Origin of the sequence: Phenylobacterium sp., assembly GCF_024508875.1 — a bacterium.
Classification (GTDB): Bacteria; Pseudomonadota; Alphaproteobacteria; order Caulobacterales; family Caulobacteraceae; genus Phenylobacterium.
The window spans coordinates 1-18,000 of record NZ_JANINU010000334.1; the positions used below are offsets into that span (position 1 = coordinate 1).

Annotated in this window: 15 protein-coding genes; 10 read left to right on the forward strand and 5 right to left on the reverse strand. The window is 67.7% G+C overall.

The features are described from left to right. Together Q0L11_RS22065 and Q0L11_RS22070 are read left to right on the forward strand one after the other, a co-directional pair. Window positions 1–4,700: HAMP domain-containing protein (locus Q0L11_RS22065; RefSeq protein WP_296600168.1), on the forward strand; the 4,700-nt coding region annotated here is incomplete at its 5' end. Between the two features lies 1 nt (window position 4,701). Continuing rightward, entirely contained in the window at window positions 4,702–6,777 is a 2,076-nt protein-coding gene (locus Q0L11_RS22070; protein ID WP_296600170.1) for a response regulator, read from the forward strand. On the opposite strand, the gene Q0L11_RS22075 is transcribed toward Q0L11_RS22070, so the two are convergent. Continuing rightward, window positions 6,774–7,007, reverse strand: a complete 234-nt coding sequence (locus Q0L11_RS22075; protein ID WP_296600172.1) for a hypothetical protein — start codon at window positions 7,005–7,007, stop codon at window positions 6,774–6,776. The genes Q0L11_RS22070 and Q0L11_RS22075 overlap by 4 nt on opposite strands. A gap of 182 nt (window positions 7,008–7,189) precedes the next feature. Here Q0L11_RS22075 and Q0L11_RS22080 point away from each other — a divergent pair, with 182 nt between their 5' ends. Genes Q0L11_RS22080 through Q0L11_RS22090 form a run of 3 tightly spaced genes read left to right on the forward strand, consistent with a single transcriptional unit; the run spans window position 7,190 to window position 9,161 of the window. Then, entirely contained in the window at window positions 7,190–7,420 is a 231-nt protein-coding gene (locus Q0L11_RS22080; RefSeq protein ID WP_296600174.1) for a hypothetical protein, read from the forward strand. Window positions 7,421–7,452: 32 nt separating this feature from the next. Further along, the gene (locus Q0L11_RS22085) at window positions 7,453–7,839 is read left to right on the forward strand and encodes a helix-turn-helix transcriptional regulator (protein WP_296600176.1); all 387 of its coding nucleotides are present in this window, start codon (window positions 7,453–7,455) and stop codon (window positions 7,837–7,839) included. Between the two features lie 5 nt (window positions 7,840–7,844). Continuing rightward, entirely contained in the window at window positions 7,845–9,161 is a 1,317-nt protein-coding gene (locus Q0L11_RS22090) for a M20/M25/M40 family metallo-hydrolase (RefSeq protein WP_296600177.1), read from the forward strand. A 9-nt stretch (window positions 9,162–9,170) separates the two neighbouring features. On the opposite strand, the gene Q0L11_RS22095 is transcribed toward Q0L11_RS22090, so the two are convergent. The 4 genes from Q0L11_RS22095 to Q0L11_RS22110 all read right to left on the reverse strand — a co-directional run bounded on the left by Q0L11_RS22095 (window position 9,171) and on the right by Q0L11_RS22110 (window position 14,703). After that, entirely contained in the window at window positions 9,171–10,802 is a 1,632-nt protein-coding gene (locus tag Q0L11_RS22095) for an acyl-CoA synthetase (protein ID WP_296600178.1), read from the reverse strand. A gap of 102 nt (window positions 10,803–10,904) precedes the next feature. Beyond that, a complete protein-coding gene (locus Q0L11_RS22100; protein ID WP_296600180.1) occupies window positions 10,905–12,533 on the reverse strand; it encodes an ABC-F family ATP-binding cassette domain-containing protein in 1,629 nt (542 codons plus the stop codon). A gap of 50 nt (window positions 12,534–12,583) precedes the next feature. Then, window positions 12,584–13,045 carry an Lrp/AsnC family transcriptional regulator gene (locus Q0L11_RS22105; protein WP_296600181.1) on the reverse strand — a complete coding sequence of 154 codons (462 nt, stop codon included), beginning with the start codon at window positions 13,043–13,045 and terminating at the stop codon, window positions 12,584–12,586. Window positions 13,046–13,107: 62 nt separating this feature from the next. Continuing rightward, entirely contained in the window at window positions 13,108–14,703 is a 1,596-nt protein-coding gene (locus tag Q0L11_RS22110; RefSeq protein WP_296600182.1) for a DHA2 family efflux MFS transporter permease subunit, read from the reverse strand. A gap of 62 nt (window positions 14,704–14,765) precedes the next feature. On the opposite strand from Q0L11_RS22110, the gene Q0L11_RS22115 reads away from it, so the two are divergent. The 5 genes from Q0L11_RS22115 to Q0L11_RS22135 all read left to right on the forward strand — a co-directional run bounded on the left by Q0L11_RS22115 (window position 14,766) and on the right by Q0L11_RS22135 (window position 17,999). Next, window positions 14,766–15,341 carry a TetR/AcrR family transcriptional regulator gene (locus Q0L11_RS22115; RefSeq protein ID WP_296600184.1) on the forward strand — a complete coding sequence of 192 codons (576 nt, stop codon included), beginning with the start codon at window positions 14,766–14,768 and terminating at the stop codon, window positions 15,339–15,341. Next, window positions 15,338–15,793 (forward strand): PaaI family thioesterase, encoded by a 456-nt coding sequence (locus tag Q0L11_RS22120; RefSeq protein ID WP_296600186.1) that lies wholly within the window; start codon window positions 15,338–15,340, stop codon window positions 15,791–15,793. The genes Q0L11_RS22115 and Q0L11_RS22120 overlap by 4 nt, the downstream gene beginning before the upstream one ends. A gap of 2 nt (window positions 15,794–15,795) precedes the next feature. After that, window positions 15,796–16,902 (forward strand): HlyD family secretion protein, encoded by a 1,107-nt coding sequence (locus Q0L11_RS22125; protein WP_296600188.1) that lies wholly within the window; start codon window positions 15,796–15,798, stop codon window positions 16,900–16,902. A gap of 76 nt (window positions 16,903–16,978) precedes the next feature. Beyond that, window positions 16,979–17,617, forward strand: coding sequence for a dienelactone hydrolase family protein (locus tag Q0L11_RS22130; RefSeq protein ID WP_296600189.1), 639 nt, complete (start codon window positions 16,979–16,981; stop codon window positions 17,615–17,617). A gap of 121 nt (window positions 17,618–17,738) precedes the next feature. Further along, window positions 17,739–17,999, forward strand: a complete 261-nt coding sequence (locus Q0L11_RS22135) for an SWIB/MDM2 domain-containing protein (protein ID WP_296600190.1) — start codon at window positions 17,739–17,741, stop codon at window positions 17,997–17,999. The last annotated feature ends 1 nt before the right edge of the window (window position 18,000 follow it).

Below are 18,000 nucleotides of genomic sequence, written 5' to 3' on the forward strand. Positions count from 1 at the left end.
CCGACAACGTGAACTTCATGGCCGCCAACCTGACCGGCCAGGTGCGGAACATCGCGGAGGTCACGACCGCGATCGCCAACGGCGACCTTTCCAAGAAGATCACCGTGGACGTGAAGGGTGAGATTTCGGAGCTGAAGATCACCATCAACACCCTGGTCGACCAGCTCAACGCCTTCGCCAGCGAGGTGACCCGCGTGGCCCGCGAAGTGGGCACGGAAGGCAAGCTCGGCGGTCAGGCGCAGGTGAAGGGCGTCGGCGGGGCCTGGAAGGAACTGACCGACAACGTGAACCTGATGGCCGGTAACCTGACGGCCCAGGTGCGGAACATCGCCGAGGTGACGACGGCGATCGCCAACGGCGACCTTTCCCGCAAGATCACCGTGGATGTGCGCGGCGAAATCCTGGAGCTGAAGAACACCATCAACACCCTGGTGGACCAGCTCAACTCGTTCTCGTCGGAAGTGACACGCGTGGCGCGGGAAGTCGGTACGGAGGGCAAGCTCGGCGGTCAGGCGCAGGTGAAGGGCGTGGCCGGCGCCTGGAAGGACCTCACCGACAACGTGAACCTGATGGCCAACAATCTCACCGGCCAGGTGCGTAACATCGCTGAGGTGACTACCGCCGTGGCGAACGGCGACCTTTCCAAGAAGATCACCGCCGACGTGAAGGGCGAGATCCTGGAGCTCAAGAACACCATCAACACCATGGTGGATCAGCTCAATGGCTTCGCGAGCGAAGTGACCCGCGTGGCGCGGGAGGTGGGCACCGAGGGAAAGCTGGGCGGCCAGGCCCAGGTGAAGGGCGTCGCCGGGACGTGGAAGGAGCTCACCGACAACGTCAACTTCATGGCGAACAACCTGACCGGCCAGGTGCGGAACATCGCCGAGGTGACCACCGCCGTGGCCAACGGCGACCTCTCCAAGAAGATCACCGTGGATGTGCGCGGCGAGATCCTTGAGCTGAAGAACACCATCAACACGATGGTGGACCAGCTCAACTCGTTCGCCTCGGAAGTGACCCGCGTGGCCCGCGAGGTGGGCACCGAGGGCAAGCTTGGTGGTCAGGCCCAGGTGAAAGGCGTGACAGGCGCCTGGAAGGAACTGACCGACAACGTGAACCTGATGGCCGGCAACCTGACCGGCCAGGTGCGAAACATCGCCGACGTGACCACCGCCGTGGCCCGGGGCGACCTTTCCAAGAAGATCACCGTGGACGTGCGCGGCGAGATCCTGGAGCTGAAGAACACCATCAACATCATGGTGGACCAGCTCAACGCCTTCGCCAGCGAAGTGACCCGCGTGGCTCGGGAAGTGGGCACGGAGGGCAAGCTTGGCGGCCAGGCGCAGGTGCCCGGCGTCGCCGGCACTTGGAAGGACCTCACCGACAACGTGAACATGATGGCTGGCAACCTGACCGGCCAGGTGCGGAACATCGCCGACGTGGTGACCGCGGTGGCGAATGGTGACCTGAAGCGGAAACTGACCCTGGACGCCAAGGGCGAGATCGCGGCGCTCGCCGACACCATCAACGGTATGATCGAGACCCTCGCGACCTTCGCTGACCAGGTCACCAACGTGGCCCGCGAAGTGGGGATCGAGGGCAAGCTCGGCGGCCAGGCCCGGGTGCCGGGCGCCGCCGGCCTGTGGCGCGACCTCACCGACAACGTGAACGAACTGGCCGCCAACCTTACCACCCAGGTCCGCGCCATCGCCGAGGTGTCCACGGCGGTGACCAAGGGCGACCTGACCCGCTCGATCACCGTCGAGGCCTCGGGCGAAGTGGAGGAGTTGAAGAACAACATCAACGAGATGATCCGGAACCTCCGCGATCAGACGTTGAAGAACACCGAGCAGGACTGGCTGAAGACCAACCTGGCCCGCTTCACGCGGATGCTGCAGGGCGAGCGCGACCTGTCGACGGTCTCAAACCTCGTGCTGTCGGAATTGGCCCCCCTGATCAACGCCCAGCACGCGGTATTCTACGTCTCCGACCGCGACGAGGACGGCGGCACGGTGCTGAACCTGGCGGCCTCCTACGCCTTCAACAACCGCAAGCACCTGGCCAACTCGTTCAAGCTGCGCGAAGGGCTTATCGGGCAGTGCGCGTACGAGAAGTCGCGGATCCTGCTGTCCAACGTGCCCAAGGACTACGTCCAGATCTCGTCCGGCCTCGGCGAGGCGGCGCCCGCCAATATCATCGTCCTGCCCGCGCTCTTCGAGGGCGAGGTGAAGGCCGTGATCGAGCTCGCCACGTTCGGTGAGTTCAACGAGACGCAGCGGGCGTTCCTGGACCAACTGATGGAATCCATCGGCATCGTGCTCAACACCATCGCCGCCAACATGCGAACCGAGGGCCTGCTGAAGCAGTCGCAGCTCCTGACGTCGGAACTGCAGGCGCAGCAGGAGGAGTTGAAGAAGACCAACGACCGCCTCGAACAGCAGGCCGCGTCGCTCCGGCAGTCCGAGGAGCTGCTCCGCACAAAGCAGGAGGAGCTGCAGGAGACCAACACCGAGCTGCAGGAGAAGGCGCACCTGCTGTCGATCCAGAACCAGCAGGTGGAAGCCAAGAACCGCGAGGTCGAGCAGGCGAAGCTGGCCCTGGAGGACAAGGCCGAGCAGCTCGCGATCACCTCGAAGTACAAGTCCGAGTTCCTGGCCAACATGAGCCACGAGCTGCGGACGCCACTTAACAGCCTGCTGATCCTGTCGAAGCTGCTCTCGGACAACGCGCAGGGCAACCTCACCGAAAAGCAGGTGGAGTTCGCGCAGAACATCCACGCTGCCGGCGCGGACCTCCTCGGCCTCATCAACGAGGTGCTGGACCTGTCGAAGATCGAGAGCGGCACCGTCACGCTGGACATCGGCGAGATGTCTTTCGCAAGCCTTCGCGACCAGACCGACCGCACCTTCAGCCAGGTGGCGGCCGACAAGAAGCTGGACTTCCGGGTCGACCTCGACCCTGCGCTGCCGCGGTCGATGTACACCGATGACAAGCGCCTTCAGCAGATCATCAAGAACCTGCTCTCGAACGCCTTCAAATTCACCGAGAAGGGCTTCGTGAAGCTGAAGGTCGCGCGCGCGCAGAGCGGTTGGAGCCCGATCAACGATCACCTCAACACTGCCGGCCAAGTGCTTGCGTTCTCAGTGGAAGACTCGGGCATCGGCATCCCCGAGGAGAAGCAGAGGATCATCTTCGAAGCCTTCCAGCAGGCCGACGGCACGACCAGCCGAAAGTACGGCGGCACGGGCCTCGGTCTTTCGATCAGCCGCGACATCGCCCGCCTGCTGGGTGGCGAGTTGAAGGTTGAATCCAAGCCCGGCAAGGGCTCGATCTTCACTCTCTACCTGCCGCTGAACTTCAGCCCGGCCCAGACGCTGCCCAGCCGCGGCCTCGGCGTCGCTCCGCTCGCGCGGCCCGCCCTGATGCCCTCGGCCTTCTCGGACGAGCCGGCCGAAGCGGTGGCCGACGACCGCGACAACATCACCTCGGGCGACGCGGTGGTGCTGATCGTCGAGGACGACCCGCGCTTCGCCTCGATCCTGCTGAACCTCGTCCGCGACAGCGGCTTCAAGGGCGTGGTGACGGGCGAGGGCGGCGCGGCGCCGGCGCTGGCGCGCCGCTTCGGCCCCGACGCGATCATGCTGGACATCGGGCTGCCGGACATGGACGGACTGGCCCTGCTGGACCTCCTGAAGCGCACCCCCGAGACGCGGCATATCCCCGTGCACGTCATCTCGGCCGACGACCAGAAGGGCCTGGGTCTGTCGATGGGCGCCGTAGGCTTCACCCACAAGCCGGTGGAGCGCGAGGTTGTTGTCTCGACCCTGCAGGGGGTGAAGAACTTCGCCGACAAGCCCGACCGCCGGATCGTGCTCGTGGGCGGGGAGGGCGAGGCCGCCGACACGCTGCGTCAATGCTTCAGCAATCTGGAGTTCGCGGAGGACTTGGCGACGGTGATCGCCCGCCCGACGGCGGAACTGCCGGACGCCGTGGTCGTGGAAGCCGGCGTGTCGCCGGCGGCGCAGCTCATCGAACAGGTGAAGGCCGCCGAAGGGCGCTGCACCCCGTTGGTGGTCTATGCGCCGCTGGAGCTCGAGCCGGACGACGACCGCCGCCTGCGCCTGGCCGTGTTCGGCGGCCTGGTGCGGATGGCGCGCACTCCGGACCAACTGGTCGACCAGGCGGCGCTGCTGCTCCACACCCCGGTCGAGGCGATGTCGGCGCCCGCGAAGGCCAAGCTCAACCAGAGCCGCCACGAGGACGCGGTCCTCACCGGCCGCAAGGTGCTGGTGATCGACGACGACATCCGCAACATCTTCTCGCTGGCGTCGGCCCTCGAGGAGTACGGCATCGAGCTTAGCTACGCCGAGAGCGGCCGCGCCGGCCTCGACCTGCTGGACGACAAGCCGGACATGGACGTCGTGCTGGTCGACATAATGATGCCCGACATGGACGGCTACGAAACCATCCGGGAGATCCGGTCGCGGCCGGACCAGGCCGACATCCCGATCGTGGCCGTGACCGCCAAGGCGATGAAGGGTGACCGTCAGAAATGCATCCAGGCCGGCGCGTCCGATTATGTCTCGAAGCCGGTGGACATCGACCACCTCATCTCGGTGCTGCGCGTTTCCATCCAGCGCGCCGATGCGATGAAGCTGGCGAGCGACACGGTGATCCCCCTGATGCCGCAAGCGAGCTGACGTGACCGCAACCGCCGCCGCCAGACCCGTGTCGAGGGCCTGGCGGGCGGAGCCGCCCGCTCCGCCCGACCTGGAGGCCCCCCTCGCCGCGCGTATACTGATCGTCGACGACGACGAGCGGAACGCTTTCGCCGCCGTGGAGGCGTTGACCGAGCTCGGACACGAGCTGGTGGTCGCGCGCTCGGGCGAGGAGGCCCTGAAGCGGCTCCTCTCCGAGGAGTTCGCGCTGATCCTCCTTGACCTGCACATGCCGGGGATGGACGGCTACGAGACCGCCGCCCTGGTGCGCTCGCGCAAGCGCAACCAGCATACGCCGATCGTCTTTCTCACCGCGATCTTCCGTGACGAGGCCCACGTATTCCAGGCCTACTCGGCGGGCGCCGTCGACGTGGTGTTCAAGCCGATCGACCCCTTCATCCTGAAGGCCAAGGTGCAGGTCTTCGTCGACCTCTACCTGAAGACCAAGGAGGTCGAGCGCCAGTCGGCCTACCAGCAGTGGCTGCTGGACGAGCACGCGCGGGTGAAGGCCGAGAAGGCGATCACCGAGCGCGCCTTGCGCCGCACCGAAGCCCAGCAGGAGGCGATCCTGAAGGCGCTGCCGATCGTCTTCCATTCGCGCTCGATCGAACCCCCGTTCGCGCCGCAGTTCATCTCGGACAGCGTGGAGCAGATCACCGGCTTTCCGGCACATCGGTTCACTTCCGAGCCGGACTTCGGCGCGAGCCGCATCCATCCCGAAGATCTGGCCATCTACGTCGAGCGGGTGAGCACCGCGGCCCGCACAGGTCACTACAGCGCCGAGTTCCGGTGGCTGTGCGCGGATGGCCAGTACCGGGTGCTGCAGGACCAGGGCGTGGTGGCCCCCAGCGTCGATGGCGACGCGCGCGAGATCTTCGGCGTGATTCTCGACGCCACCGATCGCCGTAGCCTGGAGGAGCAACTCGCGCAGGCGCGCAAGATGGAGGCCGTGGGGCAGTTGACCGGGGGCGTCGCCCACGACTTCAACAACCTGCTGACCGTCGTTCTCGGCAACATCGACATGCTGGCCACCCGTAAGGAGGAAGACGAGCGGCGCATGCGGCGTATCGAGGCCGTGCGGCAGGCTGCAGAGCGGGGGCGCGACCTGACCGGCCAGTTGCTCGCCTTTTCCCGCCGTCAGCACCTGACGCCCGTGACGCTCGACGTGAACCGCCTGATCCGCGAATTCGCGCCGCTGATCCGGCAGGCCGTGGGCGAGGCGGTGACCGTGGACCTGGACCTGCCGCCCGAGGCCCTGAACACCCACGTCGATCCGACGCAGCTCGAGACCGCGCTGCTCAACTTGGCGGTCAACGCGCGCGATGCGATGCCCGAAGGTGGGCGGTTGCGGATCGCCACGCGGCGCGAGGTGGGCCCGGCGCCGCTGGGCTATGTGGCCATAGAGGTGACGGACACCGGCACCGGCATGGACGAGGACGTGCGCGCCCGGGTTTTCGAGCCGTTCTTCACCACCAAGGACGTCGGCAAGGGGTCCGGTCTCGGCCTCAGCCAGGTCTACGGCTTCGTCCGGCAGTCCGATGGCGAGGTCCACCTGGAGAGCGCGCCGGGCGAGGGCACTCTCTTCCGTCTGCTCCTGCCCGCGAGCGGGGCCGAGGCGGAGGCGCCCCGGCGCGACCGGCCCGCGGGCGAGGTGGTGGGCGGGGCCGAGCGCATTCTCCTGGTCGAAGACGACCCGACCGTGCTGGCCCTGACGCTCGATGTGCTGACGGGCCTCGGATACCAGGTGACGACGGCCACGAACGCCGGCGAAGCGCTCGAGGTGCTCCGCGGGAAGGCCGACGTCGATCTGCTGTTCACGGACGTGGTGATGCCGGGGGGCGTGAACGGCCTCACCCTGGCGCGGGCGGCCCGCGAGCTGCGGCCTGGCCTGCAGGTGCTGCTGACGTCCGGGTTCGTGGGCGAGAACCGGGTGATCGACGGCCGGGAGTTCCCGCTGCTGGACAAACCGTACGAAGCGGCTGCGCTCGCTGCGACCTTGCGGAAGCTCCTGGATCGGCCGGCGCGCAAGAAGCGCCGGGCGACGGCGACGGCCGGCTAGCCGTCCGCGGCGTCGCGCGCGAGCCGCTTGAGGGCTGCGGCAAGGAGTCGCGCCTGGGCCCGGCTGATCTCGCTGTCACGCTCTCCAGCCGAGAGTTGCCCGGCCATGCGGGTGAGCGCTGGCCCGTCGCCGCCGGGGGCGAAGACGCCGGCCAGCAGACGGGCCTCCATCAGGAGGTCGTGCCGCTTTTCCGGTGTGCACGCGTCGAACATGGCCTCGTCGAAATCCACGATCTCACAGGCTCGCTCGGCTCCGTCGCTTCGGTGTGGATGTCCCATCGGAGGCGACTAACCCCCCATTTCCGCGAGGGTTCCCCACACCTGCGACGCATGATCGCTGTTATGCCAACCGCCCGCTGCGGTTGCTTGCATTCCCCTGTTTGATGGCAGAGGTTCGCGGAAAAGGGGTTCATATGATTCAAGACACGGAACGCGGCAGGCTTCTTGCCCAGAACCTTGTCGAGCTTCTGGCCCCATACGAAGAAGAGTTGATCCAGATTGAGCGCGATGTGCCGGCGTTCGGCCCCCTGCGGCGGGCCTTGGGCATCGTGATCGCCGAGGCCTGCTATTGCATCTCGGACACTCCCCCGCCGCAAGATAACCTTGTTCCTCCGGCCGATGACGCGGCCAGTCGGGCAAGGTAGAGCTCGAAGCATCTAGGAGATCCGAAAACAAGATGGCCAACAGACCCGAGGCGGTCGCCGACCCCGTAGACGTCGCCGTCGGCGCGCGAATCCGTCTGTTGCGCAAGGTAAGGGGCTTGTCGCAACAGGCGCTGGCGGAAGCCGCCGGCGTCACTTTCCAACAGATTCAGAAGTACGAGCGCGGGGCCAACCGCGTCAGCGCCTCCATGCTCACGCGCATCGCCAAGACCCTGGGCGTGCCGGTGGCCGAGATGTTTGGCGAAGCTTCCGTCCATAGCGGCGCGGTCGACGAGGTCGCGGCGCTGCTGGCCGAGCCCGGCGCTCTGGAACTGCTCAAGGCCTACGCCGGTCTGCCCCGTGGCGTGTCGCGCTCGGCCCTGGTCGAGTTCGTCCGCAGTCTCCGCAGCCAGCCCGGCTGATCCCCGTGAGCGTTCGCGTTCTCCTCGCCGCCGCGGCCGCGGTCGCCGTCGCGACTCCGGTCCTGGCTGCGCCCAAGGACGCGACCGAGCGGCGAATGGTGGCGGCCGTCGAGGCCGACAGCGCCCGCAACATCAAGCTGCTCGAGGACCTGGTGCGGGTGAATTCCGGCACCATGAACCTCGCTGGCGTGGAGCGGGTGGGCCAGATGCTGCGCCCCGAGTTCGAGCAGCTCGGCTTCCAGGTGACGTGGATCCCGATGGCCAAGGTTGGCCGCGCGGGCCATCTCGTCGCGACCCACAAGGGCAGCGGCAAGGGCAAGCGCATCCTGCTGATCGGCCATCTGGACACGGTCTTCGAGCCTGACAGCCCCTTCCAGGGCTGGAAGCGGGACGGCGACATCGTCGAGGGGCCGGGCGTCGGTGACATGAAGGGCGGGGACGTCGTCATCGTGGCGGCCCTGCGCGCCATGCAGGCCGCGGGCACGCTGAAGAACGCCGACATCACCGTGGTGCTGACCGGCGACGAAGAGAAGCCCGGCGAGCCGCTGGCGGCGGCCCGCGCCGATCTCATTGCGGCTGGCAAAGCGGCGGACGTGGCCTTGGATTTCGAGGGCCTGTCGCGTCGCAATGGGCAGGACGTCGGCTCGATCGCCCGCCGCTCGTCGACCTCCTGGACGATCAGGGCTTCCGCGAAATCCGGTCACTCCTCGGGGGTGTGCAAGCCCTCCGTCGGCTGCGGCGCCATCTATGAGCTGGCGCGGATCGTCGACGAGTTCCGGCGCGAGCTGCCGGAGCCCAATCTGACCTACAACGTCGGCATGATCCTGGGCGGCTCCCAGGCCGAGCTCAACGCGGGCGACACGGGCGGGCAGGCCAGCGGCAAGCCGAACGTGATCGCGGCCACCGCCATCGCCCGCGGCGACATCCGCACCCTGTCCAATGAGCAGGAAGCGCGCGTGCGGGCGAAGATGCAGTCCATCGTCGGCCGACATCTCGACAAGACCGACGCACAGATCGAATTCTCGGACGACGGCTATCCGCCCATGGCGCCCAGCGAGGGCAACAAGGCGCTGCTGGCCAAGCTGAACGAGGTCAACGCCGACCTGGGCCTGCCGCAGATGCCGGCCGGCGACCCCGCCGACCGCGGGGCTGGCGACATCTCCTTCGTGGCCTTCGTCGACGGCCTGGTCGGCATGGGCATGGCCGGCGAGGGGAGCCATGCGCCCGGCGAAACGGCGGATCTCAAGAGCCTCGACCGCCAGGCCAAGCGCACCGCGGTACTGGTCACCCGTCTTTCGAAAGAACCCCGGCCAAAGCGCTAGCTACCGAAGCTAGGCGGGCGCGCCCAGTGTCTTCAGGGCGTGCTCCTTGATCGCCTTATAGTCGACCTTGCCATTGGGGGCGCGGCCGATGGTGTCGACCACCACCAGCTCACGCGGGGCCTTGTAGCCGGCGAGCTGGCTATGGACGTGGGCCGACAGCTCGGCCAGCGTCGGCTGGACGCCGGCCTCGGGTTCGACCACGGCGCAGATCCGCTCCCCGAAGCGCGGGTCTGGCACGCCGACCACCACGGCATCGCGCACGCTGGCGTGGCGCTTCAGCGCCTCCTCGACCTCCTCGGGGAAGACCTTCTCGCCGCCGGTGTTGATGCAGACCGAGCCTCGGCCCAGCAGCTTCAGCGTGCCGTCGGTGTTCACCTCGGCCCAGTCGCCCGGCACGCTCCAGCGCACGCCCTCCATGATCCGGAAGGTCTTCGCGCTCTTCTCCTCGTCCTTGTAGTAGCCCATGGGCAGGAAGCCCGAGACGGCCACGAGGCCTTGCTCGCCCGAGCCCGGCTCGACGCGCCGTCCGTCCTCGGTGAAGACGCCGGTGTTCGGGCCCAGCATGAAGGCCGCCGTCTGCGCTTCCATCCCCGCGGCCGAGGCTGAAGCGCCGAGGCCCACCGCCTCCGACGAGCCGAAGCTGTCGGCGATCAGCGCCTGGGGGATGTGGCTCAGCAGGCCGCGCTTGTTCTCCTGGCTCCACATCGAGCCGGACGAGCTCATCGAGCGGACGCTGGACAGGTCCCAGCGGCCGGGGTTGGCCTCCAGCGCCTCCAGCATCGGCGTGGAGAAGGCCAGGCCCACCAGGACGATGTTGGTGGCCTTCAGCCGCTCGGCCTCGTTCCACAGCTCGATGGCGTCGAACTTGCGCGACGGCAGCTCGCACACCGTGCCGCCGCCGTTCAGAGAGATGAAGGCCGAGAATTGGCCGGTGCCGTGCATCAGCGGCGCGGCGACGATCATCGTGGCGCGCAGATGCTCGGGGCCCTGGATGCGCTCGATCAGTTCGGGGATCGATGTGGCGGGAGGGATGCCGAGAGCCGCGTTGCCGCCGGCGCCCAGCACCTGGAACAGGTCGTCCTGGCGCCACATCACGCCCTTTGGCATGCCGGTGGTGCCGCCGGTGTAGAGCAGCAGCAGGTCGTCGCCGGACCGGCCCCACGGCGCCTTGACGGGCCGTTGCGCGGGGGCCTTGCCGACGATGGCGTCGTAATCGGCGGCCCAGGCCGGAACGGGATGACCAGGCTCCGCAACCGCCACCCAGGCCTTCACCTTGGGCAGGCGCGGGCGGATCTGTTCCAGCAGCGGCGTGAAGCCGGCGTGGAAGACGACCGCCTCGGCGTCGGCGTTATCGAAAAGGTAGCTCACCTCCTCGGGACCGTAGCGGTAGTTGGTGTTCACCGGGGCGAAGCCGCCCTTGAACGCCGCGAAGTAGGTCTCGAGGTATTCCGGCCCGTTGAAGAGGTAGCCCGCCACCTTGGCCTGGTGGCTCAGTCCCTGGGCGATGAAGTGCGAGGCCAGGGCGTCGGCGCGGGCGTCGAACTGGCTCCAGCTCAGCCGGCGCTCGCCCTGGATCTGGGCGGGATGATCCGGCTGCGCGGCGGCAATGGCCTCCCACACGTCCGCAATGGTCCAGGCCATGGTCGATACGCCTCCCAACAAGCTTTTGTTCGTTGGGACGAACTTGGCCTACTGCCGTTGGGTTATGTCAAACGGTGAGCAGCCGTTTGGGAGCCGACGCCGCTAGCCTCCGGGGTGCAGCCCGGGCGCCTCCTGGCCGGTGCGGGCGACGTACTCCGAATAGCCGCCGCCGTACTGATGCACGCCCTCCGGCGTCAGCTCCAGCACGCGGTTCGACAGGGCCGCCAGGAAATGGCGATCGTGCGAGACGAACAGCATGGTGCCTTCGAAGTCCGCCAGGGCCGCGACCAGCATCTCCTTGGTCGCCATGTCGAGGTGGTTGGTCGGCTCGTCGAGCACCAGCAGGTTCGGCGGATCGAACAGCATCTTTGCCATGACCAGCCGGGCCTTCTCACCGCCCGACAGGACCCGGCAGGGCTTCTCGACATCGTCGCCGGAGAAGCCGAAGCACCCCGCTAGGGTGCGCAACTGGCCCTGGCCCGCCTGCGGGAACGAGCTCTCCAGGGATTCGAAGATGGTCTCTTCGCCGTCCAGCAGATCCATGGAGTGCTGGGCGAAATAGCCCATCTTCACGCTGGCCCCGATGTTGACGCTGCCGTGGTCGGGTGTGGTCGCGCCCGCCACCAGCTTCAACAGCGTCGACTTGCCGGCGCCGTTGGCCCCCAGCACGCACCAGCGCTCCTTGCGGCGCACCAGGAAATCGAGGTCCGCATAGATCGGCTGGGCGCCGTAGCCCTTGTGGACCTTGCGCAGGCTGACCACGTCGTCGCCCGACCGGGGCGGGCTCTGGAACTCGAACTGGACCGACTGGCGCCGGCGCGGCGCCTCGACGCGTTCGATCTTGTCGAGCTTCTTGACCCGGCTCTGGACCTGGGCGGCGTGGCTGGCGCGCGCCTTGAACTTCTCGATGAACTTGATCTCCTTGGCCAGCATCGCCTGCTGGCGCTCGTACTGCGCCTGGCGCTGCTGTTCGCCCAGCACGCGCTGCTGGTCGTAGAAATCGAGATCGCCCGAGTAGGTGACCAACTCGCCGCCGTCGATCTCCACCACCTTGCCGATGATGCGGTTCATGAACGCGCGGTCGTGCGACGTCATGAGCAGGGCGCCGTCGTAGTTCTTGAGGAAGGCCTCGAGCCAGATCAGGCTTTCCAGGTCGAGGTGGTTGCTGGGTTCGTCCAGCAGCATGCCGTCGGGCCGCATCAGCAGGATGCGGGCGAGCGCCACGCGCATCTTCCAGCCCCCTGACAGCAGGCCGACGTCGCCGTCCATGCGCTCCTGGCTGAAGCTCAGGCCCGCCAGCACCTCGCGCGCGCGGGCGTCCAGCGCATAGCCGTCCAGCTCCTCGAACTGATGCTGCAGGTCGCCATAGCGTTCCATGATGGCGTCCAACTCGTCGGCCCGGTCCGGATCGACCATGGCCGCCTCGAGGCTGGCCATTTCAGTGGCCAGCGCGCTGACGGGACCGACGCCATCCATCACTGCGGCGACGGCGCTCTGGCCCGACATCTCGCCGACGTCCTGGCTGAAATAGCCGATGGTCATGCCGGGATCGATCACGACAAGCCCGTCGTCGGGCTGCTCCTGTCCGGTGATCATGCGGAACAGTGTCGTCTTGCCGGCGCCGTTGGGGCCGACCAGCCCGACCTTTTCGCCCTTCTGCACGCCCATCGAGGCTTCGATGAACAGGATCTGGTGGCCGTTCTGCTTGGAGATGTTGTCGAGGCGGATCATGGCGGCGGTCTGCTACCGCGGAGGCGATGGGAAAGCCACCCTCGGGCGGGTCAGATCGGCAGGGCGGTGGTGGACTTGATCTGCTCCATGGCGAACGCCGAGCTCACATCCGAGAGCGGCACGGCGGCGATCAGCTTCTTGTAGAAGGCGTCGTATGCGGCGATGTCGCGCACCACGACCTTCAGCAGGTAGTCGGTGTCGCCCGACAGCCGATAGAACTCGACCACCTCGGGCATGGCCGATGCGGCGCTGGCGAAGGTGTCCAGCCAGTCCTGGTCGTGGCGGTTGGTGCGCACCGAGACGAACACGACCAGGCCCAGGTCCAGCTTGTTTCGATCCAGCAGGGCGACCCGGCCCGTGACGATGCCCGCGTCGGTGAGCCGCTTGATCCGCTTCCAGCACGGCGTCTGCGACAGGCCCACGAGCTGCGCCAGGTCGGCGATGGCGATGGTGGCGTCCTTCTGCAGCTCGCGCAGGATGCGCCGGTCGATGGCGTCGAGAACGATGTCCATGCGTAGCTCGCTGCTAGGAGAATGGGATTCTCCGCGAAGCTTGGCGCAGAGTGCGTCTGGCCTCAATGGTCCGCGGGCGGCGTGGCTCCGTCGACCGGGGCCGGCTTGGCGAACGGGACGATCAGCAGGGCCGCGGCGAACAGCAGGGCCATCAGCATGTAGGTGTCCGCGAACGCCAGGGTGGCCGCCTCGCGGCCCACGATGCGGCCCATGACGCCCTGGGCCATCTGCAGGGCTCGCGCTCCGTCCGGCGTCCACTGCGCCGCCATCTGGCCGAGGCCCTGCATGGCCCCCAGCGCCTTGTCCGGCGTCTCGCCCATGGCAGCCGAGAGGCGGGAAGCGTGTTCCCGGGTGAAGTCGATCAGCCAGGTGTTCACGACCGCGATGCCGATGGCCCCGCCCAGGTTGCGCATCAGGTTGAACAGGCCCGAGGCGTAGCGCAGTTGCTCCGGCGGCACACCGTTCAGCGCCATGCCCACAGCCGGCACGATGCACAGCAGCATGGCCAGGCCCCGCATCACCTGTGGCCAGAACAGCTCCCAGAACCCCCAGTCCGAGGTGACGTGGCTGAACATCCACAGCGAGCAGGCGAACATCGCGAAGCCCACGGCGATCACGTAGCGCCCGTCGACCTTGGTCGAGAGGCGTGCGGCGATCGGGGCCGTAATCGTCATGGCGATGCCGGTGACGAAGACGGTCGTGCCGATCTGCAGGCTGGAGAACTCGCGCACCCGCCCCAGGTAGACCGGGGTAAGATAGGTGGCGGCATAGAGCCCGAAGCCGATCACGAGATTCAGTACGCAGGCCATCACGAACGTCGGCCGCTTGAACGGTGTCAGCTTCACCACCGGCATGGTCGAGAAGAAGGTCCGCTCGAAGAAGACAGCCGCGCCGACGAACGAGAACCACGCGGCGGTCACAACCGCCTCGTCGTTGAACCACTCGTGCCGCGGGCCTTCCTCCAGCACGTATTGCAGGCCGCCGAGGAAGACCGCCAGCGACGCCACGTGCAGCCAGTCGATCCGGCGCAGCATGTCTGGCTTGCCCTCGTCCACCTTGCCGAGCAGGGGGAAGAGGACCGTGACGGCGATCCCCGGCACGATGTTCATGAAGAACAGCCAGCGCCAGTCGTAGTACTCGGTGATCAGCCCGCCGACGCTGGGGCCGAGCGTGGGGGCCAGGGTCGACACCATGCCCAGGATCGCCGGGACGGCGGCGCGCTTCGGCCCCTCGAACATGGCGAAGCCGGTGGCGAAGACGAGCGGCACCATCGCGCCGCCCGTGAACCCCTGGATGGCCCGGAAGGCGATCATCGAATTGATGTCCCAGGCCAAGCCGCACATCAGGCTGGAGAGCGTGAAGAGGCCGGCCGACAGGGTGAACAGCCAGCGGGTCGAAAGGGCCTGCGAAAGGAAGGCCGCCAGCGGGATCATCACGATCTCGGCCATCAGGTAGGCGGTCTGCACCCAGGCGATCTCGTCGGGCCCGGCGTTGAGGCCGGCCTGGATCGAGTTCAGCGACGCGGCCACGATCTGGATGTCGAGCAGGGCCATGAATTGGCCGAACGCCATGATCGCGAAGATCAGCAGCTTGCGCCGCTCAGGAAGGGCGGCGGGACCGGCGGGCAGGGCGCCTGCGGTGGCGGGTGCGACGGTCATGTCCTTGCGCTCCGGCGGTTCGCCTCTAATATGATGTGCATCATATAAATGCGGGCATCGCCATGCGCTATAGCGACACGCACAAGGAAGAGACGCGGAAGAAGGTGCTGAAGGCCGCTGCGAAGGCGGTGCGCGCCAAGGGGCCCGACGGGGTCGGTGTGGCCGAGATCATGGCCGAGGTCGGCCTGACCCACGGGGGCTTCTACGCCCACTTCCCGAACAAGGAGGCCCTGGTCGCCGCCGCCATCGACGAGGCGTTCGGCCAGAGCGGCCGGCGTTTCGAAAGGCTGACCGGGGGCATGGACGGGCGCGAGGCGCTTTCCACCTTCGTCGACCTCTATGTGACGCGCGAACACCGCGACCATCCGGAGCGCGGCTGCCCGATCGCCACGCTCTCCAGCGAACTGCCACGCCAGGGACAGCCCGTGCGCGAGGCCTACGAGCGCGGCGTGCAGGCGCTGATCGGGCGGCTCACCCGCTGGCTTCCCGACGAACGCAAAGGCCTCGCAGCCTCCCTGCTGGCCGAGATGGCCGGCGCCGTCTCGCTTTCGCGCGCCATCTCCGACGGCGCCGCAGCCGACCAATTGCTGGCCGACGCCCGGCGCAGCCTGAAACTCCGCATGGGGATCGTCCAATGAACGCCGTCACGCCGCCCGCCGAGATGACCGGCCTGGAGCAGCTCCGAGCCGCCTTCGACCCGAACCGGCCCGAGCGCGCCCCGGGCATCGGCAAGACCATGGGCTTCACGGTCATCGAGATCGAGGAGGGGAGGGTCGTCTTCGGCGGCCATCCCGACGAGAGCGTCTACAACCCCATCGGTACGGTGCATGGCGGCTACGCGGCCACCCTGCTGGACTCGGCCGTGGGCTGCGCCGTCCATTCGGTGCTGAAGGCGGGGCAGGGCTATACGACGCTGGAACTCAAGGTCGCCTACCACCGCGCCATGACTAAGGACACCGGTCCGGTTCGCGCCGAGGGCAAAGTGGTTCAAGCCGGTCGCCGCGCCGCCTTCGCCGAGGGCCGCCTGACCGACGCTCAGGGTCGCCTCTACGCCACCGCCACCTCCACGCTGCTGGTCTTCGACAGATGAAGATGGAAGCCGTCACCGCGGGCGAGCCCGTGAAGCCCAGGCGCAAATTGCCGCCCCGGGGCGTGCTGATGCTGGGCGCGGCCCTGGTCGTGGGCGGGGGCGGATACGCCTATATCCACGCGGCCGGGGGCACGGCCGTCACCGACAACGCCTATGTGAAGACCGACGTCACCATCGTGGCGCCCCGCGTCCGCGGCCATGTCGCCGAGGTGCTGGTGGCCGACAACCAGCCGGTGAAGGCTGGCGAGGTGCTGGTGCGGCTGGATCCCGAGGAATACGCGGCGCGTGTCTCCGCGGCGGAAGGCGATCTCGCCGCCGCGGACGCATCGGTGGCCGCCGCGGAGGCCGCCCTGGTCCGCCTGGGCTCGGAGGAGGCCATGGCCGTGGCCGAGGTGCGCGAAGCCGAAACCGGCATCCGCGCCGCCGACGCCGAGGCCGTGCGCGCCAAGGCCGACTGGGACCGCTACGCTGCGTTGCTGAAGACCGGCTATGCGCCACGGCGCGACGCCGACCGCATCCAAACCCAGGCCGTGGCGGCCGCAGCGGCGGCGGAGAAGACCCGTGCGAGCCTCGCCGTCAGCCGCAGCCAGGCCGGCGTGACCGCCAGTCGTCGCGGCGAGCTGCTGGCCGCCGTCGCCCAGGCCAAGGCGCAGCGCCAAAAGGCCGCCGCCGCTCTGGAGCTCGCCCGCCAGGACCAGCAGCATGTGGACATCCGCGCGCCGATCGCCGGCGTGGTCGGCGACCGCCAGGCCAACATCGGCGACTACGTCCAGCCGGGGTCGCGCCTGCTGGTCGTCAATCCGCTGGACCGGCTCTACGTCACCGCCAACTTCAAGGAGACCCAGACCGCCCGGATGCTGAACGGCCAAGCCGCCAAGGTGAAGGTCGACGCTCTGCCCGGCGTGACACTGAAGGCCCACGTGGAGAGCTTCGCTCCGGGCACGGGCGCCGAGTTCGCCCTGCTGCCGTTCGAGCCGGGGGTCGGCAATTTCACCAAGATCGTCCAGCGTGTGCCGGTCCGCCTGCGTTTCGACCCCGGCCAGCCGGAGGTCGCGCGGCTGCGGCCCGGGCTCTCGGCCAAGGTGACCGTCGAGCTGGACGGCGACTGAGCCCTTCCAGGGAAACTCACGACCGCCCCAGACAATCACCTTATTCCTATTCAAACGATAGGAATAAGGTGAGGTCATGCCGGAAGCCCACATCGAGCTCGAACTGGACGATGGCGCCCTCGACGCCTTCGTCGCCTGTCCAGACACGCCAGGGCGCAAGGCCCCGATTCTATTGCTTACCGGACGCAATCGGCCGGTTCTGGGGCTGGAATCGTGGGCCAGGCGGCTATCTGCCCACAACTATTTTGTGCTCGCGCCGCACCTTTCGGGCTTGTCGGCCGACGACCGGCGCGAAGCCGCGGCCGCCAGCCTGGACCATCTCGCCGACGAGCGCCGGGTGGACGACGCCCGGGTCGGGATCCTCGGTTTCGGGGGTGGGGCCGACCTCGGGCTGGGCCTTGCCGCCAGCCGGGCGGAGCGGATTGCAGCGGTCGCGGCCTATGGCGGGCGTGGATTCTCGCCTCGCTCCGCGATTGAAATCGCGCAGAAAATCAACGGGATCGTCCGGATCGGCTACTTGGTGGGCGACGTTCCTGGGCGGGCAGGGGCGCTGGAGGCGGCGCTCAACCTCTCGGGCGTGCTGTTCGACGTCGAAATCTGCGGGGGCGAGCCGCATTGGCCCGATCTGCTCGACTTCTTCGCCCGCGGCCTGGCCAGTCCGGGGGCCGAGACGGCCGATGGAACGAACGTGGGTCTCCGGGCGCTCAACCCCTAGACGACTGATGTGACGCATCTTCTGTGGCGCGGCGCGAGGGCCGCGCTAGGATGTCTCAAGCGACTCGGTCTCGGCGACCCCCGCCGGGACGTCGCTCCAACTCATCTAGCTGGGGGAGCCCATGGCCACTGGTAAGAACACGAACGCCCTGCAAAAGCCGCTGACGCCCTCCGCCGAACTGGCCGCTGTCGTGGGCTCGGCGCAGCTCTCGCGCGGCGAAACCGTGTCGAAGATCTGGGACTACATCAAGAAGAACAACCTGCAGAATCCCGCGAACAAGCGCGAGATCCTGGCCGACGCCAAGCTGAAGCCGATCTTCGGCGGCAAGGACAAGGTCAGCATGTTCGAGATGAACAAGCACCTGGCGGCGCACCTGAAGTAGG